This window comes from Kribbella ginsengisoli, from assembly GCF_039537185.1.
GTDB lineage: Bacteria > Actinomycetota > Actinomycetes > Propionibacteriales > Kribbellaceae > Kribbella > Kribbella koreensis.
This window is the reverse complement of sequence record NZ_BAABAA010000002.1, coordinates 661,623-687,644: the sequence shown is the minus strand read 5'-3', so window position 1 is coordinate 687,644 and position 26,022 is coordinate 661,623. Positions and strand designations below refer to the sequence as shown.

Below are 26,022 nucleotides of genomic sequence, written 5' to 3'. Positions count from 1 at the left end.
CATCATGCGCGGAGCAACCACCGGCCTCGGTACGCCGTACCCGCTGGGCTCACTGCTGCCCGCCGTATTCCAGGAGGACCCGCTCCTGATGCGCTTCACCGCGGCGATCGACGAAGTACTCGCTCCCGCGATCAGCACGCTGGACTGCCTGACGGCGTACGTCGATCCGGCTCTGGCCCCGCCCGACTACCTCGGCTGGCTGGCTGGTTGGGTCGGGGTCGAACTGGACGAGAACTGGCCGGTCGCCCAGCAGCGGGCCGAGATCGCACGAGCAGTGACCGCGCACCGTCGCCGGGGCACCGTCGACGGACTGCGCCAGCAGCTCGAGTTGGTCACCGGCGGCGAGGTGGAGGTCAGCGACACCGGCGGAACCACTTGGTCGACCGCGCCTGTCGATGGTCCGAGCGACCGGGTCGTACCGAAGGTGACCGTGGTAGTGACCGGCAGCCGGGTGAGCCGGACAGCGGTGGATGCCGCAGTCGACGCGGCGAAGCCGGCTCACGTCCTCCACGAGGTGCAGATCGTGCAACCGGTCAACGACGCGACGTGAACCCAGGGGGTTGATAGCTCCCGGGCACGAGCAGCACCGGCGCCTGGGCCCGGACCAACGTCCCCCCGACACTCGCCAGCACAGGCCAGGTACCGGTGCTTGTTTGCGGGAAGACCACCAAGGCAGCGGAGAACGTGCCGTCCGGCTGGGCGACGGTGTTCAGAAGCAACCGGGTTCCGGGCGTGGTCAGCGTGAGTGTGACGGCCTTGCCCGGCGGGAAGTTCTGCCCGGTCACCGACGCCACGCGGTTCATCCGGACCACACCAGGATTCACCTGGAGAACAGGTTGAATCGCCGTACTCCGCAACGCGATCAACCGGCTATAAGCCGGATCGGCCGTGGTGATGGCCAGTACGCCGACCCGTTGCCCGCTGTTCTGCGGCGTCGCCACCATGACGATCGAGCAGCTCGCGCCGGACGCCAGCGTGCCGGAACAGGTGTTGGCGCTGATGGCGAAGTCGCCGATCGTGAAGCGAGGCCCTTCGAGAACGCCGACCGAGACCACCGTGATCGCGACGGTGGCCGCATTGCGCACCTGCACGGTCTGCGGGGGAAGCGTCACCAGCGCCGGCCGCGAGCCGCCGAAGTCCAGCGGATCGGGACTCACCAGCAACTGCCCGGACGGCCCCTGCGTCGGCGGCTCAGGTGGTCCAGGCGGCCCCGGCGGCTCGACCACCGGGGATTCGATGCCTTCAGCAACCAATTGGACCTCGTCCGGTACCTCGCCCGGCCGGCCGATCCGCAGGATCGCCTGTTTCACCCCGGCGGCCGTCGGTGTGAACGACACCGCGACGCTGCAGGTCTCGCCGGGGTTGAGGGTCGCCCCACCGCAGTTCTCCGCCCCGGTCAGCGAGAAGTCCGAGGCGTCCGGCCCCGCCAAGCTCAACCCCTCGATCAGCAACGGTCCGAAGCCGCTGTGCCGCAGGACGACCGTCCGTCCGACCGACGCGCCGAGCTCGACCGGCCCGAAGTCGGTCGTCGACTTTTCGATCCGGGGCTGAAGGACCCGGGCGAAGACGGCTCCCACGCAGCACGGATCAGGCAGCAGATCGTCGCCCGCCGAGCTGAAGACGACGACGGATCCGTTCGCGGCCAGCCGTGGCGAGCCGCTCGGCCCCGTCGCAGGGCAGACCATCCCGGCGCAGTCCGGATCCGCCGCCGGCGAGCCGAGTTCGCCCGCCAGCCGGGGCAAACCGGCCTGCTCCCGGCCGGCATCGAGGACGAGATCCCGCAGTACGACGGCCTGCCGGCCGGTGCCCTGCGCATCGTCGTGCATGCCGTCCGCCGAGCTCGCGAACGCCAAGTAGCGCCCGTCACTCGAGAGCGCCGGAGTCAGCCCCTCCTGCTCCTGCCCCTCGATGTCACGCGAGGCGATCGACGCCGCGACCGGTACGCCGGGGGCCGGGCCGAGCGTGCCCGTGGCGGCTGGATCGCGATCGACGACGACCGCCACCATCGGCCCGCTCACACCGAGCCGATGCTCGTAGGCGATGAATCTGCCCGTGCCAGAGATGGACGGGAGGTCCGCCTTTCCGGAGTACTCGCCGCTCGGCAGGACGTCGACCCGGCTGGTCTGTCCCGTACCCGGTGCGAAGACCTCGATCGTCTGCGAGCCGTCCGGGCAGATCAGCGCCGTCTCGCAGTCGTCGGTGGCGAAGGCCACCTGCTGTCCGTTCGCGGAGACTTGCGGAGACGTGTGTCCGACGTCTTCGAGTGAGCTGCGCAGGAAGGTGTCCGGCCGCGGTGCCGCGATCCGTCCGGCGACGTCCTTGATCAGCCGGGCGACGACCAGGGTGCTGCGGGTGGTGAAGGGCGGCTGTTCGAGCCAGGCGATCACGCCGGCGTCCGCGGACAGGCTCGGCTCGGTTCCGCCGGTCGGTCCGTTGCCGGTCGGCGGCCGGCCGACGTACAGATAGAGGTAGTCCATCGTGCCGTTCGGGCGTTGCTCGTCGAAGGTACCGTCGCCGTCGGGATCGCGATCACACAGGACGACCCGGCCACCAGTGGCCGGGTAGCCGTCCTGGAGGTTGGTCGCCTCGCTCGCGAAGGCGATGTACCGACCGTTGGCGGACAGCGTCGGGTGCCGGCTGTCGGCGTTGCCCCCTTCCTCCAGAGGCGCGGCCGCGCGGCGTGGAGCGGAGTTGCCCCGCGAAAAGGTGAGCGAGGTCATCGGCAGGCCGCGGCTGATCAGGATGGTCCGGCCGGGCGCGCGCCGGTCCCGGACGTAGACATTGCTCGGCGGGTTCGCGGTCGGCCGCACGGCCGGGTCCAGCGCGGCCCGCGACTCGAAGGCGATCTGCTGCCCGTCGGCCGAGATCGCGGGCGCGCTCGCGGCGCCGACGGAATCGTTGCTGTCAGCACCTACTGAGACGACTTCGGTATGACCCGGCGACACCGCCCCGGCCGGCGGGAGCAGCGTCGCACTCAACCCGGCGGTGGCGGCGAGCAGCGCGCCCACCAGGACCACGCGGGGCACTCGTCGCTCGCGGTCGGCCAGGACCGGGCGGGGCAGTCGTCCCTTGCGTCGGCTCACGGCTCTCCCCTCGGTGGCTCTCCGATCGTAGGATCGGCGACCGGCCGCGAGCTGCCCGATGGCGGTAGCCAACGGGCCGCCCGGGCAGCCCGATCGGGCAGAAATCGTGTCGCTTCGGGTTAACCGCTTGACGCTGCCCGGCAGCCCGGCGCCACGTCACTGTGAACGGCATGGCAGCCACGGTGTCCTTGTCGACGGATTCGATCGAGCTCGTGCCGGGAGAGACCGGTGGGTGCGAGGTCAGTGTCACCAACACGGGAAGTCTGGTCGATCAGTTCTCGATCAGTCTGGTCGGCGTCCGCGAGGACTGGGTGACGGTCGAGCCGGCCACCCTCAATCTGATGCCGGCCGCCAGCGCGACCGCGACCGTGACGTTCGCGCCACCCCGGTCGCCGGAACTGGTCGCGGGCCGGCATCCGTTCGGGGTCCGGGTCGGCTCGCGGGAGGATCCCCGGGCCTCGGTGGTCGAGGAAGGCGCGGTCGAGGTCGCGCCCTTCCAGGAGATCGTCACCGAGCTGGTTCCCGGCCGGCGCCGGGCGGCCCGCCGGGCGAAGTTCAAGCTGGCCGTCGACAACCTCGGCAACAGCGAGGTGGTGGTCGGTGTCAGCCTGCGCGACCCCGACGACGAACTCCGGCTGGAGACCAGCCGGCAGGCGATCACGACAGCGCCGGGTACGGCGACGATCGTCAAGCTGCGGGCGACTCCGCACCGCCGGTTCTGGCGCGGCCAGCCGAAGATGCTGCCGTTCGAGGTGGTCGCGACTCCCGTCGGGGAGGAGCCGATCCGGACCAGTGGCGTGGTTCAGCAGGAGCAGCTGATGCCGAAGTGGCTCCTGCCTGCCCTTGCCGCGGCGGTGGTCGTGGTGGTCGCAGCGGCCGCGGCGTGGTTCGCGTTGCTGAAGCCCGCCGTGGAGTCCGTCGCGACCGAGCAGACACAGCAACAGGTCGCCAAGGCCGAGAACGCCGCTTCGCGGGCCAGCGGCGCGGCCGACAAGGCGACCGCGGCGGCGACGGTGGCGCAGCGGGCCGCCGGGATCGGCCCGTCGCCGACACCAGGTGGCGCGGCGTCGGCGGCCGGGCTGACGTCCGTACCGCCGCCATCCGGCCGTACTCCGTCTGCTGTCAAGCCCGGGGCCGCCGCCCCGACCGGCCCGCTCCCGTTGAGCTTCCGGGTCGCCACCGAGGCCAAGCTGGTGACGGACGGCTCGTTCCAGACCTTCAGCTACACCGCACCGCCGAAGAAGCGGATCGAGATCGCCGACCTGGTGCTGCAGAACCCCCGCGGCGACAGCGGGATCCTGCGGATCTCGATCGGCAAGGACATCGTGCTGGAGATCGGGCTGGCCAACTTCCGCGACCTGGACTACCACTATCTCGAGCCGCTCAACGCGGCTGTCGGGCAACCGGTCGTGGTGTCGGTGAATTGCACGGCGGCAGGCGTCGGGTCGGATCGCTGCACGCCGTCGGTCTCGTTCTCGGGCCGGCTGCTGTCGTGATCAGATCAGGCCTTCCTTCAGCGCGTACGCGACCGCGTGCGAGCGGTTGCGCAGCTGGAACCGCGTCGTCACCCCGTGCAGGACGTTCTTCACGGTGCGCGGCGAATAGCTCAGCCGGTCGGCGATCTCGTCGGTGTCGTAGCCCTCGGCGACCAGCTTGAGGATCGCGGTCTCCCGCGGCGACAGTCCCGCCAGCCGCAGTCCGCGCGGAGTCAGTACGTCGTTCTGCATGTGGGAGACCTGCCGGAACAGCCGGGTGAGCAGATCCGACGGCAGCTCGGCCTCGCCGGCCGACGCCCGCCGGACCAGCTCGGCCAGCCGGTCGGGGGTTACCTCGGAACGGCGGATCAGGGCGCAGACACCGGCCTCGATCACCGAGATCAGGTCGGCGTCGTTGAGGGTGGCGACCACCAGGATGATCTTGTCCACGCCGCGCCGGCGCAGGTCGGCCAGCGAGTCCAGCGTCGCGGGGTCGGGTGACTCGGCGGCGACGACGGCGACCACGCTGTCGTCCAGCCGGTCGTCCTCGACCACCCGGACCTCCGGCCGGAACCGGAGCTGACTCTCCACCCCCGATCGCGAGATCGAATCGGCCGAGTGCACGTACACCGGAACCCGTAGCCCCATCGTTCCTCCCCATGAGTGACGCGATGCGTACTACGATGCGCGATCGGCCGGTTACCCGCCCTAGGGTCAATCCCTAGGGGTGCCCCAGCACCCACCCGGTTCACACCCGTAGGCTCGGCGAAATGACCCGGATCCTCTTCGTCACCGGTACCGACACAGGCGTCGGCAAGACCGTCGTCACCGCGGCGTTCGCGGCCACGGCGCGGGGATCGGTCGCTGTCCTGAAGCCCGCTCAGACCGGTGTGACCGCCGACGAGCCGGGCGATCTGCAGGAGGTCCAGCGGCTGACCGGGGTGGCCGATCTGCACGAAGGGGTGCGGCTGCTCGAGCCGCTGGCGCCGACGACGGCCGGACGGCGGCAGGGGGTTGTGTTGCCGTCGGTCGACGATCATGCGCGGACGATCGAGAAGCTTGCGGTGGATCGTGATCTGGTGTTGGTCGAGGGCGCGGGTGGGCTGCTCGTCGGGTTGGATGACGATGGCAACGATCTGGCGGATCTGGCCGCCCGGTTGGAGATTCCGTTCGCGTTCGTTGTTGTTGCCCGCGCAGGGCTCGGGACGTTGAACCACACCGGGCTGACCGTCGAGGCGTTGCGGGCGCGGGGGTTGCCGATCGCGGGGCTGGTGATCGGGTCGTGGCCGGCTGAGCCGGAGCTGGCTGAGCGGTGCAACTTGGAGGACTTGCCGGCCACGACCGGCGTACCGGTGATCGGCCGCATTCCGGCAGGCGCTGGTGCGCTTGAGCGGGAGGCGTTCGTTGCGGCGGCGGCCAGTTGGTTCGAGTGAGTTGCAGGTTTTGACATCTCCTGGGCTGTAGGAGATCGGTTTCTCTGCGGGTAGGACAGAGCAGAGTCCGATCTACGGTGGGGGATAGATGAAGGTATTGGGATCGATGGCGCTGGCGGGTCTGCTGCTGGCGGGAGTGGCCGGGACGGCAGCGGCCGCGGATCCGGTGGGGACGAAGAAGCTCAACGGGGTGCGGTCGGAGCAGCCGCGGATCAGGGTGCTCGGGGCTTCGGCCGCCGGGACGCTTTACCAGGTGGGGCGGGTGGGCGACCCGACACCGGCGACGACTTGGGTGAAGCCGGCCGGCGCAGCTGCGTACGAGGTGACTTTCGGGCGGCTGTCCGGGGACAAGGTCTACAGTCCGGGGCTGCAGACGAAGTACCAGGTGATCGGGGATCCGCAGGTCAGGACCTGTCCGGCCGGTACGCCGGAGCCGGCTGACGACGGCGGCGTCGATCAGTCGGACCTTGCGGTGCGGGCGGTGACTCCGTTCGGGTGGATCAGCGCGGATGGGCGGCGGGTTGATGTCTCCGCTGGTGGTTGCGTGGTGAGCTCACCTGGCTATCCGGCTGGGGATCAGATCGTTGCTACCGGACCGGCGGGATATCTGGTTGCGCCGGCTGGACCGACCGACGGGAAGATCACCGTCACCTATGTCCCGTACGCCGCGCCGTCGGCGCAGGTCGTGCTGGGCGACGTACCGGCGGGGAGTGTCTGGGCCTACTCGCTGTCCGCGACGCATGCAGGCTGGGCGCGGTTCAACCCGGCGACGGGTGGCAGCGAGATCTGGCTGGCAGCGCTCGGTACTGCGGGGTCGGGGCACGCGATTGGGGATGTGCCCGGGCGCGTCTCACGGACCGCGGTTGCGGGTACTTCGGCTGCCAGTACGTCGGTTGGCTGGGACGTGTGCTCGCTAGGGACCGCCGACGAATGCACCTCGGGGTCGATCACCGCGGGCGGGGTCGCGAGCACGCTGGTCGGGACGAGGACGGTTGTGTCCAACGGGAGCAAGTTCTTGTACGACGTACCGGGTGAACCGGCTTCGATCGTGAAGGCGGCGGCTGTCAGCGCGGCGGCGGTGAAGACCCGGGTGCAGGCGGTGCAGCGGCTCGTGCCGGTCACGGGGTCGGTCGCGCTGGGTGCGGATCGGGTGTTCTACAGCGACGGGCGGGGCAAGGACACGCTCTACCAGCGCAGCTACAAGGTGCAGGCCGGGGCGGTCAAGCTCGGCGCGGAGACGACGGTCGCGCCGGTGGTCCGGGCGACGCAGGTGACGACGGAGAACCGGAGTACGGCGTATCTGGACGGTCATGGCGATCTCCGGCTGATCTCGCCTGATGGGAGCCAGTCGCTGGTCTTCGTCTCGGACCAGGAAGGGCTGCGGGCCTCGCCGGATTACGCGATGAGTGTGAGCGGGCGGTGGGTGCGGTGGACGCGGGAGCAGTACGCCGGACCGCCTTGTGAGGGTGGGGTTTGCGAGGACCTCTACTCGGATCAGACCGCGATGCTGTACGACCGGGCGACCGGGACCAACACGGTGCTGGGCGAGGAGGACTTCCTGCCGGTTGCCGATGGCAAGCTTTATCACTACGACGACGACTTCGCGATCGTGCAGAAGGACCTGTCGACCGGGACCGAGACGGTGATGCGGCCGGCGGGCTCGGAGACGGTGCTGGCGGCGGACGCGGACTCGCAGTACCTGGTGTGGCTGAGCTACACGGGTGCCGGGTATCGGATCGGCTATCGCAACCTGGCGACCGGGGTTGTGACCGAAGGGGTCTCGCTTGGAGGCGAGTTGGGCTTCGGGCAGCTCAAGGTGGGTGGTGGCAAGGCGGCGTACACGGTGCAGCAGGCTGGTGATCCGCAGGTGCGGCAGGTGCGGGTGCTCGATCTGGCGAGCGGTACGTCGACGGCGGTCGGCGAGACCCGGCTCGGCTTCGATGTCTCGGGCAACGCGCTGGCGACGATCGGTGCGGACTGGACGGCGCGGATCACACCGCTCGGCTAGCGGCTCGAGGCGCTGGATCTACACTCGCTCGGTGACCCACTGCCCTGCCCGGTACGACGAATCGCTGGGTATGTGGGTCATCGACGAGCCGGCCGAGGTGCGCGAGGTGTTGCTCGATCCGGCGACGTTCCGACCGGACAACGCGGTGGTCGCTCACACTGCGTTGAGCGTGAAGGCACTGCGCGTGCTGCAAGGTGCTGGGTTCGCGCTGCCGCCGACGCTGGCGAACAACGCAGGACCGTCCCACCGCCCGATCCGCGCCGCTGTAGCCCGCTTCTTCAGCCCCGCCCGGGTCGCCGCTGTCGAACCACTGACCCGACGGCTGGTCTCCGAGCGGATTGATGCTGCTCGCGCGGCGCTGGAGTTCGGTCCGGTCGATCTGGTCGAGGCGGTTGCCGCAGAGCCGCCGGCTTTGGTGCTGCTGCATCTGCTCGGGCTGGACGATGTCGACGTACCGGCGCTGAAGGCCTGGAGCCGGGAGTCGCTCGAGTTGTTCTGGGGCTGGCCGGACGAGGATCGGCAGTTGGAGCTGGCGCACAGCGCGGCGGAGTTCTACGGATGGTTATGGCAACGAGTGGGTGCTGCGAGGCGGCTGCCCGGCGACGATCTCTTCGGCGTACTGGTCACCCTCGGCCTGTCCGATGAAGAGATCTGCGCAGTCGCCTACTTCCTGCTGATCGCAGGCCAAGAGACAACCACCCAGTTGATCTCCACCGTTTTCCACCGCTTACTCACCGCCGCCGCGGCTGTGGTGGCCGATGCGGCCGCTGTCGTTGAGGATGCGCTGCGGGAGGCCTCGTCGGTGCCGACTTGGCGGCGAGTTGCGGCTCGGCCTGCCGCAGTCGGGGGAGTTGAGTTGCCTGCTGGTGCGCCGATCCTGCTGGGGCTGTCCGGGCATGGAGGGCCGGCCGATCTGGCTTTCGGGCTCGGGATTCACCGCTGCCTCGGGGCCGGGCTGGCCCGGTTGGAGGCGCGGGTTGCGGTGGAATGTGCAGGGGCGTTGCTGTCCGTAGTACGGGCTGTGGAGGATCAGCCGCCGATGATTGAGTTGTTGTCGTTCCGGGCGCCTGCCCGGGTGGTGGTGGCCAGCGCGATTACAGCCGAGCTGACCTGCACCGATACCCTTGACAAGTGACTGAGCATGAGCTGGTTCTGGTCGTCGACTTCGGGGCGCAGTACGCGCAGTTGATCGCGCGCCGGGTGCGCGAGGCCAACGTGTACTCCGAGATCGTGCCGTCGTCGATGGCGGTCGAGGAGATGCTGGCCCGGAAGCCGAAGGCGATCGTCCTGTCCGGCGGACCGCAGTCGGTGTACGCCGAGGGCGCGCCGCGGGTCGAGTCGGGGCTGTTCGAGGCCGGGGTGCCCGCGTTCGGGATCTGCTACGGGTTCCAGGCGATGGCGCAGACGCTCGGCGGCGACGTCCGGCGTACCGGGCTGCGTGAGTTCGGCCGGACCCCGGTGACCGTCGGCGCGGCCGGCACGCTGCTCGCCGGGATCCCGGTGGACCTCAGCGTCTGGATGTCCCACGGCGACGCGGTGCACGCTGCGCCGGCCGGGTTCGACGTACTGGCTGCGTCCGAGGGTGCTCCCGTGGCGGCCTTCGAGGACCTGGACCGCAAACTGGCCGGTGTGCAGTGGCACCCGGAGGTGCTGCACTCGCAGGCCGGGCAGGCCGTGCTCGAGCACTTCCTCTACGACATCGCCGGCTGCAAGGGCGACTGGACGACCACCAACCTGGTCGACGAGCAGGTCGAGCTGATCCGCAAGCAGGTCGGCGACAAGCAGGTCCTGTGCGCGCTGTCCGGCGGCGTCGACTCAGCCGTCGCGGCCGCCCTGGTCAGCAAGGCGATCGGCGACCAGCTCACCTGTGTGTACGTCGACCACGGGCTGCAGCGGGCCGGCGAGTCCGACCAGATCGAGAAGGACTTCGTCGCCGTCACCGGCACCCGGCTGGAGGTCGTCGACGCGGAGGACCAGTTCCTCGGCGCGCTGGCCGGCGTCACCGAGCCGGAGCAGAAGCGCAAGATCGTCGGCCGCGAGTTCATCCGCACCTTCGAGGCGACCGCCCGCAAGCTGGACGCCGAGCGCCACATCGAGTACCTGGTGCAGGGCACCCTGTACCCGGACGTGGTCGAGTCCGGCGGCGGGACCGGCACGGCCAACATCAAGTCGCACCACAACGTCGGCGGGCTGCCGGACGACCTGCAGTTCTCGCTGATCGAGCCGCTGCGGACGCTGTTCAAGGACGAGGTCCGTGAGCTCGGGATCGCCCTCGGGCTGCCCGAGTCGCTGGTCTACCGGCACCCGTTCCCGGGCCCGGGGCTGTCGATCCGGATCATCGGCGAGGTCACCAAGGACCGGCTGGAGATCCTCCGCGCGGCCGACCTGATCGCCCGCACCGAGCTGACCGCGGCCGGTCTGGACCGCGACATCTGGCAGTTCCCGGTGGTACTGCTCGCCGACGTCCGCTCGGTCGGCGTCCAGGGCGACGGCCGCACGTACGGGCACCCGGTCGTCCTGCGCCCGGTCACCAGCGAGGACGCGATGACGGCCGACTGGGCCCGCCTGCCGTACGAAGTACTGGAGAAGATCTCCACCCGGATCACCAACGAGGTCGACGAGATCAACCGGGTCACCCTCGACATCACCAGCAAGCCGCCGGGCACCATCGAGTGGGAGTAGCCCCCACCACGGTCCAGCTCATCGTCGTCCGCCACGGTCAGTCGACCTGGAACGCGGACGGCCGATGGGCCGGGCAGGCAGATCCACCGCTGACCCAGCTCGGCAGGCAGCAAGCAGCCGAGCTGGCCCGTCGTTGTCGCGACGCCGGAATCGGAGCCGTCAGCTGCTCCGACCTGAGCAGAGCACGAGAGACCGCCGCAATCGTCGCCAAGACCCTGGGCCTCGCCGAGCCGACGGAGTTGCCGGACCTGCGAGAGCGGTGGAGCAGGACCCTCACCGGGCTCACGGGCGCCGAGATCGAGAGCGCCTTTCCCGGGGCGTTGGCTGCCTGGCGAAACGGCACCTCGACTGCCCTTCCGGGTGACAGCGAACCTTTCGATCTGTTGGCCGACCGCGTCCAGCGAGGGCTGAAGAGTGCCGCCGCCCTTGCGCCGGTGGTCCTCGTGGTTGCTCACGCAGGTGTACTCCGCGCCGTGGCCGCACTCACGGCAACTGCCACAGCCGGCCAGCTGCTGAACACGGACGGTCGGCGAATCGCGGTGGCGGGGGATCAGTTGAAGGACGACGGGCCGGCCTTCGGGAGCCAGTAGGAGCCCCGCCATGTGGTGGATTGCTGAGAGTTCCTGCAGAATTCGGGGGGATCGGTTGTGAGGCCGTGAGTCGAGACGCAGAGTAGGGATTGTGGGGACGTCTGTGGGTGGGGTGAGGCTGTCACGCCGTCGTCTGCTCGGATTCGGGGCAGTCGCCGTTGCCACGGGTGCGGCGATGGTCGCGACGTCGAACTCGGTCTCGGCGGACACCTACGGCTCGGGGCAGCTTGAGCCGTGGGAGGGGCTGAACACCTCGATCTCCTCGGACGACCAGATCCGCCGGGTGCTCGCGGCCGATGGGGTCTTCCTGTTCGGCGACAGCATCATGGTCCAGGACGGCAACCACCTGGCGCGCCGGGTGCTCACGCTGACCCACAAGCCGATGGCCATGCACAACTGGGCCGGCCAGCCGACCGAGGCCGCCGTCGACGCACTGGAACGCTGGAAGACGAAGTACGGGCTGCCGAGCCGGATCGTGATGGCAGTCGGCTCCAACGACATCTTCAAGCCCCCCGCCTTCGGCCCGCAGGTCGACCGCGCGATGCGCATCATCGGTCCCGCCCGCGAGGTCTTCTGGGTCAACACCTACGTCTGCCGCACCCGCGAGTCCGACCTGGTCCAACGGGCTGACCGCCGCAACACCAACTGGGTCAACCGCCAACTCGACGACGCCGAACGCCGCTACCCCAACCTCCATGTAGTCCGCTGGGCCGAGTTCATAGCCACGGTCAAATCCACCCGCCACTACGTCCGGGACGGCGTCCACACCACGGTCCCCCTGGGCCAACGCTTCCGCGACGAACTAATCACCGACGCCCTGACCTCCAGCCGCCAGGTCACCGGCTCCTGAACCAATCCCGCCGTACGCCGGCAGCCGTCCTCGCTCGCCACGAGCCGGCCGCACTGCAGAACCACGGGCCGGCCGGGCCTCAACCCCCTGCTGCACGAGTTTTGATCGGCTGGAGGTCGGGCCCCGACCGCCAGCGCACACCAAACGCAACGAGCAAACGCTTACCTCGGCGTGTCGCGACCGTTCGCGGGGGTTGTGTATGCGTGGCGAGCCGGTTTATTGGTTGGTGAGCCGGGTCTCCAGGGCTGTTGCTTCTTCGGTTTGGCCTTGGGTTCGGAGGCGGTCCAGGAGGAGGTAGCCGGAGCGGTACCAGAAGTCGTCGCCGGGGGTGGTCGAGTTGAAGATCTCGCGGGCCAGGGCTTCGTCTGTGGTGCCGTGTTCGGCGATGAGGAGTTTGGCGTTGGTCAGCTGGGAGTCGAAGGCGCCGCGTTCGTAGTACGCCGCGGCTTGGTGGGCTTGGGCTACGGCTGCGGCGGGGTCGCCTTTGCTGAGTTCGAGCATGGCTAGGTCCCAGTGGATGCCTGCTTGCTGGAAGATGACTGACTCGTCGGCTGAGGGCAGGGCTTCCAGTACTGGTTGGGCTTTGGCCAAGAGCTCCGGTACCAGGGGGAAGTTGCCGCAGTAGCGGGCTGACTGGGCGGCCAGGCGGATTGCCTGGACGTACTCGATCGGCTGCTCGGCGGCTTCGAAGTACTCGGCCGCCGCGACCAGGGCGTCGACTGCTTCCTCGTCGCGGTCCATGCGCTCGAGGAGCATGCCCTCGTCCTTGCGCAGCAGGCCCAGCCAGTGCGGGTGCGCCTCCTCGGGAGCGTCGGTCAGCTGGGCGCGGACCTTGGCCAGCGCGGCGTCCAGTTCGCCGAGAGCACGGTAGGCATCGACCAGTACGCCGCGAGCGTCCGCCAACGTCCAGGCGAAGTCAGGGTCGCTCTCCAGCACCGGCGACGCCTCCTCAGCCGTCTCGGCTGCCTCGAGCGGCCGCCCGGCCATCAGGTAGGCGCGCGCCAGGTCGACCTGACCGAAGGCGACGTGCGGTTGCGAGACGGGAAGGCCGGACGCGATGGCGATCCCCTCCTCCAGATCGTCGACAGCCTCAGCCGCGCGATCCAGCTTCGCCCGGACTCGACCGCGCTGCCGGTAAGCCACCGACCGAGCCAGGTCGTCGCTGGCGGTCAGGCCGACGGTCGCAGCCGCCTCGGCCTCCTCCAGCCGGTTCAGCTGGACCAGGAGGTTGCTCAGCAGGATCGACGAGCTGGCCAGCTGGTCGGCGTCGGTCTCGGGGAGTTGGCGGGCGGCGTCGAGCTCGGCGATCGCGTCTTCGAAGCGGCCGTCCTGGGCGTAGAGCGTGGCCAGCGAGTCCTGCCAGCCGGCGCGTCGCCGGGGTTCGTCGTTGGCGATCAGCCAGCGCATCGGCTGCTCACCGGTGGCCAGGGCCTCTTCGACTTGGCCCAGGTGACCCAGCATGCGGGCGATCCGCGCACGGTTGCGCAGGAGACGGGCCTCTTCGCCCAGGTCGGCGTACAGGCTCAGGGCGCTGCGCCAGGCGTCCAGAGCGACCTCCGGCTCGTCCTGGGAGGTCAGGCCCAAGAGGTCGAGCAGACGGGCACGGTCCAGCGCAGTGCGGGACTCCTCGGGGACCTCGGCTTCGAAGGACTTCCAAGCTGCGATGGCTTCGTCACGCCGGTAGTGCTGCCAGGCCTCCTCAGCCCGGTCCAGCCACCCACTGCCATGGGGCATCTCAGTCGGTACCTCCGCCGGCTCCGGTTGAGGCTGCGGTACTTCGACTCGTGCCCGAGCGCGCCGCGCTGTCTCGGACAACGGCAGGTACTCGACCCAGGGCTCAGCCGTGAGTACCGACTGGATGACCTGAGTCTGGTGCTGGGTCCCATTGCGCTCGTCAAACCGAGCCGCGAGCCCGAGCGCTCGATCAGCCAGCTCCGCGGCGAGCTGAGGCGCCGGTACGTCGTCACCTTGGGGCCGACGGATCATGAGGGAGCCGACTCGCCCCAGCGCAAAGGATGCGGCTGCGGCGAAGTTCATCTCCGCCAGCGTGGTCGGCGGGTCGTCGAGATCCGCCAGGTGCCGCTCCACCAGCTCAACAGCCTTTGTTTCATTGCCGGTCCGGGCAAGGAAGACGACATGGTCGGCGTAGGCCTTCAGCTCACCGGGCAGATTGCGCAGCGCTCGATAAGCCCGCCGATGTGCGTCGACCGCCTCCGAATACATGCCCTCGGCAACATAAGCCGGCAGCAACGCGGTCAGCATCTGCTGTGGTTGCTCGTTGCAGGTCAGCGTCCCGTCCAGTACGCCGACAGCCAACGCCACCGCATCGGCCGGCCGCCCGATGTCGATCAGGTGGCTGACCTTCGAGGTCGGATCGCACCCGACGCAGTCCGACAACGAGTCGCGCGGCGCGGTCGACCAGAGCCGGTACTGCTCGGCTGCCGTCTCCGCATCACCGACATGACTAGCCACCAGCCAGCGGTACTGGTGCACCGCATGCATGCTGTGCCCGCCGGTACGCCACCGCCGCTCCATGTCATCCAGTACGCCGTAAGTCTGCGCCAACGGCACCTCAGGGAACTGGCTCAACGTGCTGGGCGCGTACTTGAACGTCCACAGGAACGTATGCGTGTGATCGCTGTACCGCTCCGGCTCCGCATCCCAGTCGGCCACGCACCGCGCGAACGGCACCAACGACTTCCGCGCCTCGCCACCCATCACGTACGCCGTAACCAGGCTCAGCCGCGAGTAGAACGACAGCTCCTGGTTCTCGGCCGCGTCAGCCCGGCGGACGACGTCCTCCAGCAACGCCGACCGCGCCTTCCCGTACGGCGTACTCTCCGCGCGCTGCAGTCGGTCGACGAGCTCGTCACTCATCGCGGGTCCTCCTGGGACGGTACGGCCTGGTCGAGCAGGCCGAGGAAGGAGCGGTTCACCAAGGCGGAGTCCGCGGGGCCGATCGGGTGGTAGCCGAGCATCAACGCGTGCCCGTACAGGCCTTCCACGGCCAGCCGGGTCAGCTCGGGGTCGGTCAGCGAGACCATCCGGCGTACCAGCGGGCTGCGGTGGTTGAGTACGAGCTGCGGACGGCTGTCGTCATGCGTGTCGAGCGCGCCGAGCACCTCGGCCCACAACGCGTCTGCCTTGCTCTTCGTACTGCGAAGCTCAGCGGCGAACTGCGCCGACCGGTCGACCAGGTAGATCGCAGGCAACCCGGCCGGGTCGAAGGCGCGCACGACGACCTCGCACCCGACCGCATCCAAAGCATCCTGGGCAAGGCGGATGAACGGCCGCAACGCCAGCTCGGTGGCCGGATCCAGACTGTCGAAGCTGGTCGAGAGCTCGGTCGGGTCGAAGCGGCTCGTGGTCAGCTCGGGGACGACGTCGGGCAGCCGTTCGAGCAGCTCGCTGTCGTAGGTGTAGCCGCCGTTGACGACCGTGAGCTGCTGCGCGGCAGCGACGGCGGCGAGCTGCCGAAACTCCTCGATCGTCGCGACATAACGGATCTCGCCATGCCGTTCGTGCAGCTCGGCAGCGGTCATCCGGCCGTGGTTGGTCTCGAACCGCAGCCAGCGGTAGACCAGCCGGAGCATCTCGTCGTCGTGCAGCGCGAGCGCCTTCACGCCGAGCTGGTGGATGCCGAGGAAGCGGTCGAGCTTGGCCGGATCGGTACTACCGAGTCTGACCAGCCAGCCGCGCAGCTGAGCGCCGAGCGCCTCCCGGGTCGCCTCGAGGTTGCCGTCGTCGAACAGGGCCTCGCGACTCGCGGTCGGGCGCAATTCGGAGGTGTCGATGACAGCGCGGACGAAGAACGCCCAGTCCGGCAGCAGCCCCTCGACGCCTTCCGCGAGCAGCATCCGCTTGAGGTAGACGCGATGGGTCGCGCGCTCAGCCGGGTTGGCGGGGAAGGGCAGCACGAACGCGACGCCGGTCAGCCCGGCGGCCGGGATGTCGAGTGGGATGACGTCGAAGGGGGTGAACCCCAACTTGTCCTGCGCGTAGCCGAGTAGTTCGGCGCGTTGCGTAGTACCGGTTGCTTCCCAGGGGGCGCGGCCGTCGGTGACCTGCTCGCCGTTGACCTTGATCTCCAGTGGGAGCAGGGCGCCGAAGAGGCGGATCAGCTCGATCACGGTGGCCTGCTTGTACCACTGCTCGGCGCCGCGTCTCGCGGTCAGCGTGACGGTGGTGCCGACCTCGTCGCGCGGGGCGGTCTCCTGGAGCGAGTAGCTGCCGTCCGCCGTACCGATCCAGAGCGTCGTCGGGCCGTCGGCCGGGCGGGTGACCACCTCGATCTCCTCGGCCACCATGAACGCCGACAGCAGCCCGATGCCGAACTGGCCGAGGAACTCGGTCCGCGCGAAGCCGATCTCGTCCCGCTTGGAGCTCCGCCCGATCGTCGCGAGCAGCTCGGTCACCTGGCCGGGGTGCAGCCCGATCCCGGAGTCGCTGACGCTGATCCGCCGGTCATCGACCTGTACGTCGATCCGCCCAGGCGCACCGGCGTCGCCGGCCCGGCGCGCGGTGATCGCGTCGACGGCGTTCTGCAGCAACTCGCGCAGGTAGACCCGCGGACTGCTGTACAGGTGATTGCTCAGCAGATCGACGACCCCGTGCAGGTCGACCTGGAACTTCTCGCTTCCCATCCCCACTCCTTCTTCGGCCGCCCCCCAGCGGCTGGGCACACGCTACTAGCACCCGCAGTTCACCTCCGAGTTGGTGACGAAGCGTGGCCGGGGCCGTACCTTGAGGAACAGGGGGCGAGCCTGGGGAGGGCTGATGGAGCTCACGGTGGGGACGTTCAATCTGAACAACCTGTTCGACCGGTGGAACTTCGCCGGCGCGGTCGAGGTGCTGGCAGCCGGGACGAGTTCGGTGCCGGCGACGTACACGTTCGACAACGAGGACCGGCGGCGGCTGCAGCTGGACGGGCACGGGAAGCTGCTGGTCGCCAAGCCGCCGGAGGACACGGCCCGGATCGCCGAGCGGCTGCTGGCGGCCGATGTCGACGTCTGGGTGGTGCAGGAGATCGAGAACGTCGACGTGCTGCGGGAGTTCAATCGCGACCACCTGGGCGGCGCGTACGAGCACGTGATGGTGATCGACGGCAACGACTCGGTCCGGTTCATCGACATCGGGATCCTGTCACGCCGGCCGCTGGGCGGGGTGACGAGTTATCAGCGGGTGTTCCATCCCGACGTACCGGACCGGCCGATCTTCTCCCGCGACCTGGTCGAGGCGGAGATCCTGGACTCGACGGGCCGCCGGATCCTGACCATCTTCGGTACGCACCTGAAGTCGAAGTTCGTCGACTTCACCGTGGCCGACCCGGTCGCGGCGGCCGCGGCGGCCCAACTGCTGCGGCAGCGGCAGGCCGAGACGATCACCCGGATCATCGCGGCCCGTACTTCGAGCCGCCAGCGCTATCTGCTGTGCGGGGACATGAACGACACGCCTGACTCGCCGGCGCTGGTCGCGTACGAGCAGGCCGGGCTGGTCAGTGCGCTGCTGTCGCCGACCGAGGTGGGAACGGTGAAGACGACCGTCGAGCTGCCCGCGAGTCCGGCGTGGACGTCGACCTTCAAGGAGACCGGGCAGCCGCGGTCCTTCGATCTGATCGACCAGATCTGGCTGTCGCCCGCGCTCGCTCCGCGGCTGACCGGCGCCTTCATCGGCCGTCGGCGCAAGCTGGCCCGCGACGGAACCGACCACGACCCAGCTTGGGTCACCCTCGACCTCTAGTCGGTGGTGGGTCGACCTCGACCTCTAGTCTCTTGGGGTGGACCTTGAACTGCTGATCGCCCAAGTGGACCGGCTGGTGTTCGGTGCGGATCCGGCGCTGGCGCTGGAGCCGTTCGGTCGGGCGGTCGCGGCGTACGACGCCGAGCCGGATCCGGAGCAGCTCGACAGCCTGCTGACCACCTTCGGGTACGTCGTGCTGCAGTTCGACGAGTATCCCGGGTTGCCGCTGGATCGCACGATGGAGCTGCTCGACGATCTGGAGCGGCGGCATCGGGCGGCCGGGAACAGCCTGCGGATCGTGCATTTCTGCCGGTGGCTGGTGGCCCGGCATCTCGGTGACGCGGAGACGGCGGAAGCGCAGTACCAGGCGTGCCTGGCCGCCGAGCGGGACGACTTCGCTTGGTGTGAGGGTTGTGAGCAGGTCTACCAGGTCAGGCATTTGATCGAGACGGGTCGCGCTGCCGAGGCCGTCGCGGTGACCGAGGCGGCCTTCGCTTCGCCGGTTGATGGTTGCCATCAGCAACCGCAGGCGTTGCTGGCGGCGGCGCTGCCGGCGTACGTCGCGGTGGGGGATCTGGCGGCGGCCGCTGATGCTCATCGGGTCGCCTATCGGCTGGTGCGTGACGATCCCGACGAGTTGTTCGCGCATGCGCAGCACATCAGGTTCTGCGTGCTGACGGGGAATCTCGAGCGGGCTCGGGAGCTCGTCCAGCGGCATGCATCCGGTCTCGACGCGCAGGTCTCGTCGGCTGACGCGCTGGCCTTCTGCATCGCGGCCGGGCGGGTCGACGAATCGTTCACCGAGCAGGCGTGGAAGCTGGCGGCGGGCTTTGATGCCCGGAACGGCAACTGGCATCAGAGCGAGCTCGCCCGCGCGTTGCTGGCTGAGCGGCCGTGGGTCGCTTCACTGGATCTCTTCGGCGACGGTGGTTGCGCTGAGCAACTTGCTGCGGTCGCTGCCCGGCCGGACGACCCGGTGGCGGGCTGGGCGCTCGCCAAGGCGCGGATCGAGATGGCGCATCGGATGCACCTTCAGGAGCGCAACCTGGAGGCTGCGGAGATCGGCGAGCAGGTGCTTGGCATGCTGACCGACTCCGCTGTTAGTTCGCTGGCCGAGGCGGAGAGCTTGCGGGTACTTCGTAATGTGCTGTTTGCCGCTTACCTGGACCTCAATGAGCCGGCGGCCGCGTTGCCCCAGGCTGAGCTGGTACTGGCCGACGTACCGCCTGATGCCGGGCCGGAGTGGCTGGGCATGGTCCTGCGCAAGAAGGGTGAACTGCTCGAACAGCTCAACCAGGACTCCGAGGCTGTCGAAGCTCTGGTGGCCGCTGCAGCGCAGTACGCGCTGGCTGGGGAGTTGCACGACCAGGTGGCGGCGCTGCGGCTTGCTGCGCAGTCGGCGCGCTATACCGGCTCGTTGGACCAGGCGGAGGGGTTGCTCGACGAGGCCCGGGCTGTGGTCGACGAGTTGCCTGCGGATGACCTGCGGAGTCCGACGAGCGATGCGGTGGTGCATTGGGAGCTGGCGCTGGTACGGGACATGCAGGGGCGGTTGCTGGAAGCGATCGAGCTGGCGACGGTGTCGGCCGAGCTGTACGAGTCGGTCGGGCAGTTGGAGAGTGCCTCGAACGCTCGTGACTACATCGCGGATCGGCAGGAGCGGCTCAGGGCTTCAGGCTCGTGAGGGCCTCGATGCCGTCGAGGAGGCGGTCCAGGCCGAAGCGGTAGGACTCGTCTGCGGCTTCGCGGGTGCCGTCGCCGTAGCCATTGGCGTTCCAGATCGCTGTCATCGTGGGGTGGCGGTCCTGGTCGAAGTAGGTCTCCCAGAGGTCCCAGCGCTCGGTCCACCAGGCGTCATGGCTCTGGCCGGTCTGCCGCTCCAGCTGGTCGCTCTCCGCCTCCAGACCGGCTGCAGAGTCGATGTACGTCGTGATGGCAAGGGCAGCTGTGTTGGTCTGGCGGGGGGAGAGGCCTAGTACTGCACAGGCGGACAGCAGGTACTCGCGAGCGGCCAGCATGCCAGGGCCGACGGGTGGGCGGATGGTGGAGATGCTGGCCAGCCAGGGGTGCCGGTGGAACATGGCGCGGGTCTGCTCGGAGTACAGGTTGATCTGGTCTCGCCAGCCGGTGGGGCGTGGTTCGCCGGGGGCGGGGAGGTCGCGCTCGGCCAGCACCTGGTCGACCATCAGGTCCAGCAGTTCCTCCTTGGAGGGGACGTAGGTGTAGAGCGTCATCGTGCCGACGCCGAGCGCCTTGGCGACGCCGCTCATCGAGGCGGCGGCCAGGCCCTGTTCGTCGGCCAGCGCGATGCCGGCGTCGACGACCTTGTCGAGGTCGAGAGTGGGGCGGCGGCCGAGCTTGGTCGGCCGGCTCGGCTCAGCCTGCTTGTGGTTCCGCCAGAGCAGGGCCAAGGTGCGGTCGGCCGAACCGCCGCCGCTGTGCCGTACCGCCATGTCGCCTCCCCGTTTCCTGCCGTCGAGGAACTTTCTCATATGCATGCCCCTGCTATTCTCGTATAGGCTACGGAAATTGCTGTGGGGTCGGCGTGAGGAGTGGCGGATGACGATTCTGGTGACGGGCGCGACGGGCAGCGTGGGGCGGCTGCTGGTGGATGAGTTGGTGGCTTCCGGGGTGTCTTCTGTTCGGGCGCTGACGAACAACCCTCGGCGGGCCGCTTTGCCTGCTGGAGTGGAAGTTGCGGAGGGGTATCTGGGCCGGCCGTCGACGTTGCCGGCTGCGTTGAAGGGCGTGGACACGGTCTATCTCGCGCCGCTGCCTGCTGCGGTGGATTCCTTTGTGGAGTGCGCGGTGGAGGCGGGGGTGCGGCGGGTGGTCGTGTTGTCGGGGGAGCCTGCGGAGTACGAGGCTGCGGGGGATCCGTCGGGATGGCACTACTACAAGGTGGAGCGGGCTGTGGAGGAGGCCGGCTTCGAGTGGACGCATCTGCGGCCGGGGCAGTTCATGAACAACACGCTGGATTGGGCCGCGTCGATCAAGGCCGAGGGGGTGGTGCGGGCGCCGTATCCGGAGGCGGTGCAGACGCCGATCGACTTGGCGGATATCGCGGCGGTGGCACGGGTCGTGTTGCTGGATGAGCGCTATGCCGGGCGGAAGTTGGTGATGAGCGGGCCGGAGGCGATCACGCAGCCGGAGGAGGTGGCGTTGATCGGGGCGGCGATCGGGCGGTCGGTGCGGTTCGAGGCGTTGACGCGGGCGGAGGCGTTGGCGGCCTGGGCGCCTTCGATGGGGGTGCAGACCGCTGAGTGGTTGCTGGACGGGTTCCGGATGATGTCGGAGTACCGGATGACGCCTGAGCCGACCGTGCTGGAGGTGACCGGGCGGGCTGCTTTGTCTTATCGCGAATGGGCGGTGCGCAACGCTGCCGCGTTCATTTGATTCCTGACCGAACATGTGTTCGACTGTTGTCCATGCGATGGGCTGGGCAGCGGATCGAAGCAGAGGCGCCGGGTGCGCTGCCGGGGCTGGGGTCGATCGCGGGGCTGGTGCGGAGCGTGACGACCCCGGAGTTCCGGGGCGTCACGTTCCACGAGGTGCTGGCGCGCTCGGCGCTGAACTCGGTGCCGGGCTCGGGGATGCCGTTCAACTGGACGATCAATCCGTACCGCGGCTGCACCCACGCCTGTCGCTACTGCTTCGCCCGCCCGAGCCACCGCTATCTCGAGCTCGACACCGGCCTGGACTTCGACCAGCAGATCGTCGTGAAGACCAATGTCGCGGACGTCCTGCGCCGCGAACTGGCCCGCCCGTCCTGGGGCTTCGAACAGGTTGCCCTGGGCACCAATACCGACCCCTATCAACGGGCCGAGGGGCGCTACAAGTTGATGCCCGGCATCATCGAGGCGCTGGCCGCCTCAGGCACCCCGCTCTCGATCCTGACGAAGGGCACGCTGCTCCGGCGCGATCTCTCGGTTCTTGCGGCCGCCGCCGAGGAAGTCCCCGTCGGCCTGGGCGTCTCGCTGGCCCTCGCTGACGAAGACCTCCGCCGCTTGGTCGAGCCCGGTGTCCCGTCGGTGCGCGGCCGCCTGGACCTGATCCGCGCCATCCGCGAAGCCGGCCTCCCCTGCGGGGTGATGGTCGCGCCCGTACTTCCCTGGCTCACCGACTCACCCGAGCAACTCGACCACCTCTTCGGCGAACTGGCCGAAGCCGGCGCAACCGGCGTCACCACCCTCATCCTCCACCTCCGCCCCGGCGTCAAGGAATGGTTCATGAAATGGCTGGCCGAGGATCGTCCCGACCTGGTCCCTCGCTACGACCAGCTCTACTCCCACGGCTCCAACGCTCTGCAGAGCTACCGCAACGCCTTCGAGGAGAAGGCCCGCCCCCTCCTCGACAAACACGGCTTCGGCCGAGGCTCCCGCCACCGCTCCTCAACCAATGGAGTAGTAGAAGCCTCCGGCCCAGGCTCCCAATCCGGCTGGGGCGAACCAGACCAGACAAACGCCCGCTTCCGCACCCGCCGCCAACCTGTCGACTACACCAACCGCCGCTCCACCCGGCGCACTTCTGCGCCAGTCCCGCCCATCACCCCAGACCCCAACCAGCAAACGCTCTTCTAGCGCAGTTGCCGCTGCTGCACGTGAGCAGCAGGTCTGGTGGTGAGGGGTCAGCTCAGGAGGTCGCGCAGTGCCTGGACCTGGGCGAGGAAGTCTTGCTCGGGGATCTGCGGTTCTGGGTGCCGCGGTGCAGGGAAGGGGAACGGCTGGCCGGGGCGCGGGTCTTCGGTGTACCTCGGCAGTAGGTGGGTGTGCAGATGCGGACTGGTGTTGCCGAGGGTCTCGTAGTTGAGCTTGAGCGGCTGGTAGATCGCGATGACCGCCCGCGCGACCCGGAGCGTCTCCAGCCAGTAGCCGGCTGCCTCCTCGTCGGTCAGCTCAACCGGCTCGACGACGTGCCGGCCCTTCCAGATCGACAACGAATAGCCCGTCTGGACGACCGCGCTCTGCAGGTAGGCGTCGATGTATTGCCCCTGGAAGATCCGCGCACCGTACTCGTTGCGGTCCTGCCCCATGCCCTGGCAGAAGTCGCATTCGGCCCCTGACACCAGGGCGGCCCAGTTCTCCGGCCAGCGCGCGGTCATCCGCGGGCCGTCAGGATCTCGGGGCCGTCCGGGGTGATGGCTACGGTGTGTTCGGCGTGGGCGCCTCGGGTTTGGTCTGTGGAGCGGAGGGTCCAGCCGTCTTCGTCTATGAGGTAGACGCTGCCGGGGCCGTGCCAGAACCAGGGTTCGATGGCGATGACGTGGCCGGGACGGAGTTTGAGGCCTCGGCCGGGGTGGCCGCCGTTGGGGACGTGGGGTTCTTCGTGCATGCGGCGGCCGATGCCGTGGCCGCCGAAGTCGAGGTTGGTGCCGACGCCGGCCCGGCGGCCGATCTCGCCGATGGCTGCGCCGACGTCGCCCAGTCGGGCACCCGGTACGGCGGCGGCGATGCCCGCGGCGAGTGCTCGCTCGGTCGTCGCGATCAACTCGAGATCCTCGGCGCGCGGCGTACCGACGACGAAGCTGGTGGCCGAGTCGGCGCACCAGCCGTCGACCGAGGCGCCGCAGTCGACATTGAGCAGGTCGCCGTCGGCCAGCCGGAGATCGCTCGGCAGGCCGTGCAGGACCGCGTCGTTGACCGAAGTACAGATCACTCCGCTGAAAGGTCGCGTCGCGAATCCGGGCTGGTAGCCGTCGAACAGTGACACCGCGCCCGCGGACCGGAGTACCTCGCGGGCGACCTCGTCCAGCTCGCGGAGCGAGACGCCGACCGAGGCATGCTTCTTGACCGCGATCAGGGCTGAGGCGACCACTCGCCCGGCGACGCGCATCTGCTCGATCTGGTCCGCGGTCTTCAGTTCCACCATCCGCTGAGGTTAACCCGCTCACAGGGCCTCAACTTTTCCGGCCGCCACGGCGTCTCTTCAGCAGGACCGCGGCGTGCGGACCTGCTGAACCGGGGGAAACAGATGACAGGCTTGGGGCGGGCTGCACGAAAGACGGTCGCAGCGTTCCTGTTGACCGCGGGCATGGTGGCGCTCACCGGCTGCATCGCGGACACCGAAGCAGCGGAGAACAAACCTGCTGCCGCACCCAAGACGAAGCCCGCCAACGAATCGAACCAGCCGGACCAGCTGACCTTGGTCGCGACCGGCGACGTTCTCCTCCACGAGCGCCTCTGGAACACCGCCAAGCGCGACGGCGACAACGGCGAATGGGACTTCGCACCACTCCTCAAGGGCGTCAAACCCCTGGTAGAACAAGCCGACCTGGCCGTCTGCCACCTCGAGACCCCGCTCGGTACGCCGCCCAAGGGCTACCCACTCTTCCAAGGCCCACCGCAGATCGTCCCGGCCCTGGTCAGTACCGGGTACGACGCGTGTTCCACGGCCAGCAACCACAGCTTCGACCAGGGAGCGGCCGGCATCGACCGCACTCTGAAGCTGCTCGACAAGGCAGGCCTGAAGCACACCGGCACGGCCCGCACACCCGAAGAGGCCGAGACCCCGACGATCGTCACCGTGCGAGGCGTGAAGGTCGCCCTGCTCAGCTACACCTACGGCTTCAACGGCCTCCCGTACCCAGACGGCCAGACGTGGCGGGCCGGCAAGCTCGACGTCGGCAAGATCAAGGCGATGGCGCGGAAGGCCCGCGACAACGGTGCCGAGATCGTCGTGGTCAGCTGCCACTGGGGCGACGAATACAGCAAGAAGCCCAACGAGCAGCAGCGTACGGTCGCCAGGGAACTCCTTGCCGACAGCAACATCGACCTGATCCTCGGCCACCACGCGCACGTGGTCCAGCCGGTCGAGCAGCTCAACGGCAAGTGGGTCGTCTACGGACTCGGCAACCTCGTCGCCGCGCATCGGCAGCCGGACAGCACGAAGGCCGAGGGGCTGCTGATGAAGTTCACCTTCCGCAAGGACGGCGACCGGTGGAAGGCGGACGCGCAGTACGCGCCGTTGCTGATGACCGACACGCTGCCTGTTCGTGTCCTCGACGTACAACGCGAACTGGCCAAGCCCGACGTGTCGGCGGCCAGGAGGGACCGGCTCGAGCTGGCGCAGCGGCGTACCAGCGAGACTGTCACGTCGTTGGGCGCGCAGCCGAAAATGCTTTGATGGCAAGGCGATCCACGTTCTAGGGTCGGGGCATGTCTGTGAACTACTTCGTGATGGTCCGTCGTGCCCGGCTACGGGCAGGCGAGGGGTGCCTGGGGATGGCATCCGCTCGATAGTCGTTGGGCCCAACGTGTCGTCGACGCTGCCGGAGTCAAGCCCGGTGACCTCGTCCTCGACGTCGGGGCCGGCCTCGGCGCGCTGACCGCGCCGCTGGTCCGGGCCGGGGCCAAGGTGGTCGCCGTGGAGCTCCACCCTGGTCGCGCCAACCGTTTGCGGCGGCGGTTCGCGGACGATCCGGTCACGGTGGTCCGTGCCGATGCGAGTGACCTCCGGTTGCCGTCACGGCCGTTCCGGGTCGTCTCCAGTCCGCCGTACGGGATCTCCACCGCGTTGCTCAAGAGACTGCTTGCCCCAGGCACCCGTCTGGTCGCAGCGGACCTCGTCCTGCAACGCCAGGTGGTCAACCGCTGGACCAGCCACCAGGCACCGGCCGCTTCCAGATGGAGCCGGTACTACGACCTGTCGCTCGGCCTGCGTCTTCCCCGCAAGGCCTTCACGCCCCCACCTCACGTCGACTCCGCTGTCCTGACCGTCAGGCGCCGGTAGGTCAGGCGGCGGAGCAGTACCTCGAACGGCCCGCGCATGCCATGCCGGCGGACGCCCAGCACGACCATCCAGCGGCCGCGGCGGCGCAGTAGCTTGCGGGTGCCGGGCCAGTCGGCGCCGCTGGCTTCTTGGCGGCGCATGATCTGCACCATGCCGTAGCCGAACAGTGCGGCGAACATCGTGTACGACCGGCCGTCGACGAGCGTGGTCTCCAGGAAGGCGGCGATGCGGTCCGGGAGGGCGGAGGCGATCGGCGTACCGCGGATGTCGCTGACGCCGGGTGGGTGAAGGAACCCGTGGGTGTTCGCCAGGGCGATGAAGAGCAGGAGAAGGCCGCGGGCAAGGTCCGGCCCGAGCGCCCGGGCGGAGACGGCGGTCGGCCCTGGCAGAGTCATGGCTCTGACAGTAGGGCCGGGTTCGGCGTACGGCGTCTG

22 protein-coding genes are annotated in these 26,022 nt (G+C 69.0%); 14 read left to right on the top strand and 8 right to left on the bottom strand.

The features are described from left to right. The first annotated feature begins 4 nt into the window (after window positions 1–4). Window positions 5–550: a phage tail protein I gene (locus ABD768_RS10600; protein WP_343980065.1), complete on the top strand. Its 546-nt coding sequence runs from the start codon at window positions 5–7 to the stop codon at window positions 548–550. Here the strand turns inward: ABD768_RS10600 and ABD768_RS10595 are convergent. After that, the gene (locus ABD768_RS10595; protein ID WP_344839862.1) at window positions 534–3,083 is read right to left on the bottom strand and encodes a choice-of-anchor D domain-containing protein; all 2,550 of its coding nucleotides are present in this window, start codon (window positions 3,081–3,083) and stop codon (window positions 534–536) included. The two genes, ABD768_RS10600 and ABD768_RS10595, sit on opposite strands and share 17 nt — an antisense overlap. 170 nt (window positions 3,084–3,253) lie before the next feature. Between ABD768_RS10595 and ABD768_RS10590 the strand changes: the two genes are divergently transcribed. Then, window positions 3,254–4,579, top strand: a complete 1,326-nt coding sequence (locus ABD768_RS10590) for a COG1470 family protein (protein ID WP_344839859.1) — start codon at window positions 3,254–3,256, stop codon at window positions 4,577–4,579. On the opposite strand, the gene ABD768_RS10585 is transcribed toward ABD768_RS10590, so the two are convergent. Further along, entirely contained in the window at window positions 4,580–5,206 is a 627-nt protein-coding gene (locus ABD768_RS10585; protein ID WP_343980054.1) for a helix-turn-helix transcriptional regulator, read from the bottom strand. Between the two features lie 122 nt (window positions 5,207–5,328). Here ABD768_RS10585 and bioD point away from each other — a divergent pair, with 122 nt between their 5' ends. From bioD to ABD768_RS10555, 6 genes are all read left to right on the top strand, one after another. Then, complete coding sequence (bioD, locus tag ABD768_RS10580; protein ID WP_344839856.1) at window positions 5,329–5,991, top strand: dethiobiotin synthase; 663 nt, start codon at window positions 5,329–5,331, stop codon at window positions 5,989–5,991. Window positions 5,992–6,079: 88 nt separating this feature from the next. Then, a complete protein-coding gene (locus ABD768_RS10575; RefSeq protein ID WP_344839853.1) occupies window positions 6,080–7,999 on the top strand; it encodes a hypothetical protein in 1,920 nt (639 codons plus the stop codon). Between the two features lie 31 nt (window positions 8,000–8,030). Continuing rightward, window positions 8,031–9,134: a cytochrome P450 family protein gene (locus tag ABD768_RS10570; RefSeq protein WP_344839851.1), complete on the top strand. Its 1,104-nt coding sequence runs from the start codon at window positions 8,031–8,033 to the stop codon at window positions 9,132–9,134. Then, a complete protein-coding gene (guaA, locus tag ABD768_RS10565; RefSeq protein ID WP_343980042.1) occupies window positions 9,131–10,681 on the top strand; it encodes a glutamine-hydrolyzing GMP synthase in 1,551 nt (516 codons plus the stop codon). The genes ABD768_RS10570 and guaA overlap by 4 nt, the downstream gene beginning before the upstream one ends. After that, window positions 10,672–11,271, top strand: a complete 600-nt coding sequence (locus ABD768_RS10560; protein ID WP_344839848.1) for a histidine phosphatase family protein — start codon at window positions 10,672–10,674, stop codon at window positions 11,269–11,271. Before guaA ends, ABD768_RS10560 begins: the two co-directional genes overlap by 10 nt. 91 nt (window positions 11,272–11,362) lie before the next feature. After that, entirely contained in the window at window positions 11,363–12,121 is a 759-nt protein-coding gene (locus ABD768_RS10555) for an SGNH/GDSL hydrolase family protein (RefSeq protein ID WP_344839845.1), read from the top strand. A 216-nt stretch (window positions 12,122–12,337) separates the two neighbouring features. Here the strand turns inward: ABD768_RS10555 and ABD768_RS10550 are convergent, their stop codons facing one another. Then, window positions 12,338–14,998 (bottom strand): hypothetical protein, encoded by a 2,661-nt coding sequence (locus ABD768_RS10550; RefSeq protein WP_344839844.1) that lies wholly within the window; start codon window positions 14,996–14,998, stop codon window positions 12,338–12,340. Continuing rightward, window positions 14,995–16,764: an HSP90 family protein gene (locus ABD768_RS10545; protein ID WP_344839842.1), complete on the bottom strand. Its 1,770-nt coding sequence runs from the start codon at window positions 16,762–16,764 to the stop codon at window positions 14,995–14,997. Before ABD768_RS10545 ends, ABD768_RS10550 begins: the two co-directional genes overlap by 4 nt. A gap of 133 nt (window positions 16,765–16,897) precedes the next feature. Here ABD768_RS10545 and ABD768_RS10540 point away from each other — a divergent pair, with 133 nt between their 5' ends. Next, complete coding sequence (locus ABD768_RS10540) at window positions 16,898–17,860, top strand: endonuclease/exonuclease/phosphatase family protein (protein ID WP_344839840.1); 963 nt, start codon at window positions 16,898–16,900, stop codon at window positions 17,858–17,860. Between the two features lie 37 nt (window positions 17,861–17,897). Beyond that, entirely contained in the window at window positions 17,898–19,544 is a 1,647-nt protein-coding gene (locus tag ABD768_RS10535) for a hypothetical protein (RefSeq protein WP_344839838.1), read from the top strand. Here ABD768_RS10535 and ABD768_RS10530 read toward each other — a convergent pair. After that, window positions 19,525–20,313 carry a TetR/AcrR family transcriptional regulator gene (locus tag ABD768_RS10530; protein WP_344839835.1) on the bottom strand — a complete coding sequence of 263 codons (789 nt, stop codon included), beginning with the start codon at window positions 20,311–20,313 and terminating at the stop codon, window positions 19,525–19,527. The genes ABD768_RS10535 and ABD768_RS10530 overlap by 20 nt on opposite strands. Window positions 20,314–20,419: 106 nt before the next feature. Here ABD768_RS10530 and ABD768_RS10525 point away from each other — a divergent pair, with 106 nt between their 5' ends. Continuing rightward, window positions 20,420–21,256: an NmrA family NAD(P)-binding protein gene (locus ABD768_RS10525; RefSeq protein ID WP_344839833.1), complete on the top strand. Its 837-nt coding sequence runs from the start codon at window positions 20,420–20,422 to the stop codon at window positions 21,254–21,256. A 32-nt stretch (window positions 21,257–21,288) separates the two neighbouring features. Continuing rightward, complete coding sequence (locus tag ABD768_RS10520; protein WP_343980016.1) at window positions 21,289–22,440, top strand: Rv2578c family radical SAM protein; 1,152 nt, start codon at window positions 21,289–21,291, stop codon at window positions 22,438–22,440. A 47-nt stretch (window positions 22,441–22,487) separates the two neighbouring features. Here the strand turns inward: ABD768_RS10520 and ABD768_RS10515 are convergent, their stop codons facing one another. Beyond that, complete coding sequence (locus ABD768_RS10515) at window positions 22,488–22,961, bottom strand: HIT family protein (RefSeq protein ID WP_344839831.1); 474 nt, start codon at window positions 22,959–22,961, stop codon at window positions 22,488–22,490. Continuing rightward, window positions 22,958–23,728, bottom strand: a complete 771-nt coding sequence (gene map, locus ABD768_RS10510; RefSeq protein WP_344839828.1) for a type I methionyl aminopeptidase — start codon at window positions 23,726–23,728, stop codon at window positions 22,958–22,960. Before map ends, ABD768_RS10515 begins: the two co-directional genes overlap by 4 nt. A gap of 102 nt (window positions 23,729–23,830) precedes the next feature. On the opposite strand from map, the gene ABD768_RS10505 reads away from it, so the two are divergent. Both ABD768_RS10505 and ABD768_RS10500 read left to right on the top strand, forming a co-directional pair. Continuing rightward, the gene (locus tag ABD768_RS10505) at window positions 23,831–24,982 is read left to right on the top strand and encodes a CapA family protein (RefSeq protein WP_344839827.1); all 1,152 of its coding nucleotides are present in this window, start codon (window positions 23,831–23,833) and stop codon (window positions 24,980–24,982) included. A 63-nt stretch (window positions 24,983–25,045) separates the two neighbouring features. Beyond that, window positions 25,046–25,588 carry a 23S rRNA (adenine(2058)-N(6))-methyltransferase Erm(C) gene (locus ABD768_RS10500; protein ID WP_344839824.1) on the top strand — a complete coding sequence of 181 codons (543 nt, stop codon included), beginning with the start codon at window positions 25,046–25,048 and terminating at the stop codon, window positions 25,586–25,588. On the opposite strand, the gene ABD768_RS10495 is transcribed toward ABD768_RS10500, so the two are convergent. After that, a complete protein-coding gene (locus ABD768_RS10495) occupies window positions 25,549–25,983 on the bottom strand; it encodes a DUF418 domain-containing protein (RefSeq protein ID WP_344839821.1) in 435 nt (144 codons plus the stop codon). The genes ABD768_RS10500 and ABD768_RS10495 overlap by 40 nt on opposite strands. Window positions 25,984–26,022: the final 39 nt, after the last annotated feature.

What these genes read in the sequence shown, in the direction of transcription:
- ABD768_RS10495 (WP_344839821.1), bottom strand. Translation starts at nt 25,983, where the DNA reads ATGACTCTGCCAGGGCCGACCGCCGTCTCCGCCCGGGCGCTCGGGCCG.
- bioD (WP_344839856.1), top strand. Translation starts at nt 5,329, where the DNA reads ATGACCCGGATCCTCTTCGTCACCGGTACCGACACAGGCGTCGGCAAG.
- ABD768_RS10575 (WP_344839853.1), top strand. Translation starts at nt 6,080, where the DNA reads ATGAAGGTATTGGGATCGATGGCGCTGGCGGGTCTGCTGCTGGCGGGA.
- ABD768_RS10520 (WP_343980016.1), top strand. Translation starts at nt 21,289, where the DNA reads ATGCGATGGGCTGGGCAGCGGATCGAAGCAGAGGCGCCGGGTGCGCTG.
- ABD768_RS10585 (WP_343980054.1), bottom strand. Translation starts at nt 5,206, where the DNA reads ATGGGGCTACGGGTTCCGGTGTACGTGCACTCGGCCGATTCGATCTCG.
- ABD768_RS10530 (WP_344839835.1), bottom strand. Translation starts at nt 20,313, where the DNA reads ATGGCGGTACGGCACAGCGGCGGCGGTTCGGCCGACCGCACCTTGGCC.
- ABD768_RS10550 (WP_344839844.1), bottom strand. Translation starts at nt 14,998, where the DNA reads ATGAGTGACGAGCTCGTCGACCGACTGCAGCGCGCGGAGAGTACGCCG.
- ABD768_RS10515 (WP_344839831.1), bottom strand. Translation starts at nt 22,961, where the DNA reads ATGACCGCGCGCTGGCCGGAGAACTGGGCCGCCCTGGTGTCAGGGGCC.
- ABD768_RS10540 (WP_344839840.1), top strand. Translation starts at nt 16,898, where the DNA reads ATGGAGCTCACGGTGGGGACGTTCAATCTGAACAACCTGTTCGACCGG.
- ABD768_RS10505 (WP_344839827.1), top strand. Translation starts at nt 23,831, where the DNA reads ATGACAGGCTTGGGGCGGGCTGCACGAAAGACGGTCGCAGCGTTCCTG.
- ABD768_RS10545 (WP_344839842.1), bottom strand. Translation starts at nt 16,764, where the DNA reads ATGGGAAGCGAGAAGTTCCAGGTCGACCTGCACGGGGTCGTCGATCTG.
- ABD768_RS10600 (WP_343980065.1), top strand. Translation starts at nt 5, where the DNA reads ATGCGCGGAGCAACCACCGGCCTCGGTACGCCGTACCCGCTGGGCTCA.
- map (WP_344839828.1), bottom strand. Translation starts at nt 23,728, where the DNA reads ATGGTGGAACTGAAGACCGCGGACCAGATCGAGCAGATGCGCGTCGCC.
- ABD768_RS10590 (WP_344839859.1), top strand. Translation starts at nt 3,254, where the DNA reads ATGGCAGCCACGGTGTCCTTGTCGACGGATTCGATCGAGCTCGTGCCG.
- ABD768_RS10525 (WP_344839833.1), top strand. Translation starts at nt 20,420, where the DNA reads ATGACGATTCTGGTGACGGGCGCGACGGGCAGCGTGGGGCGGCTGCTG.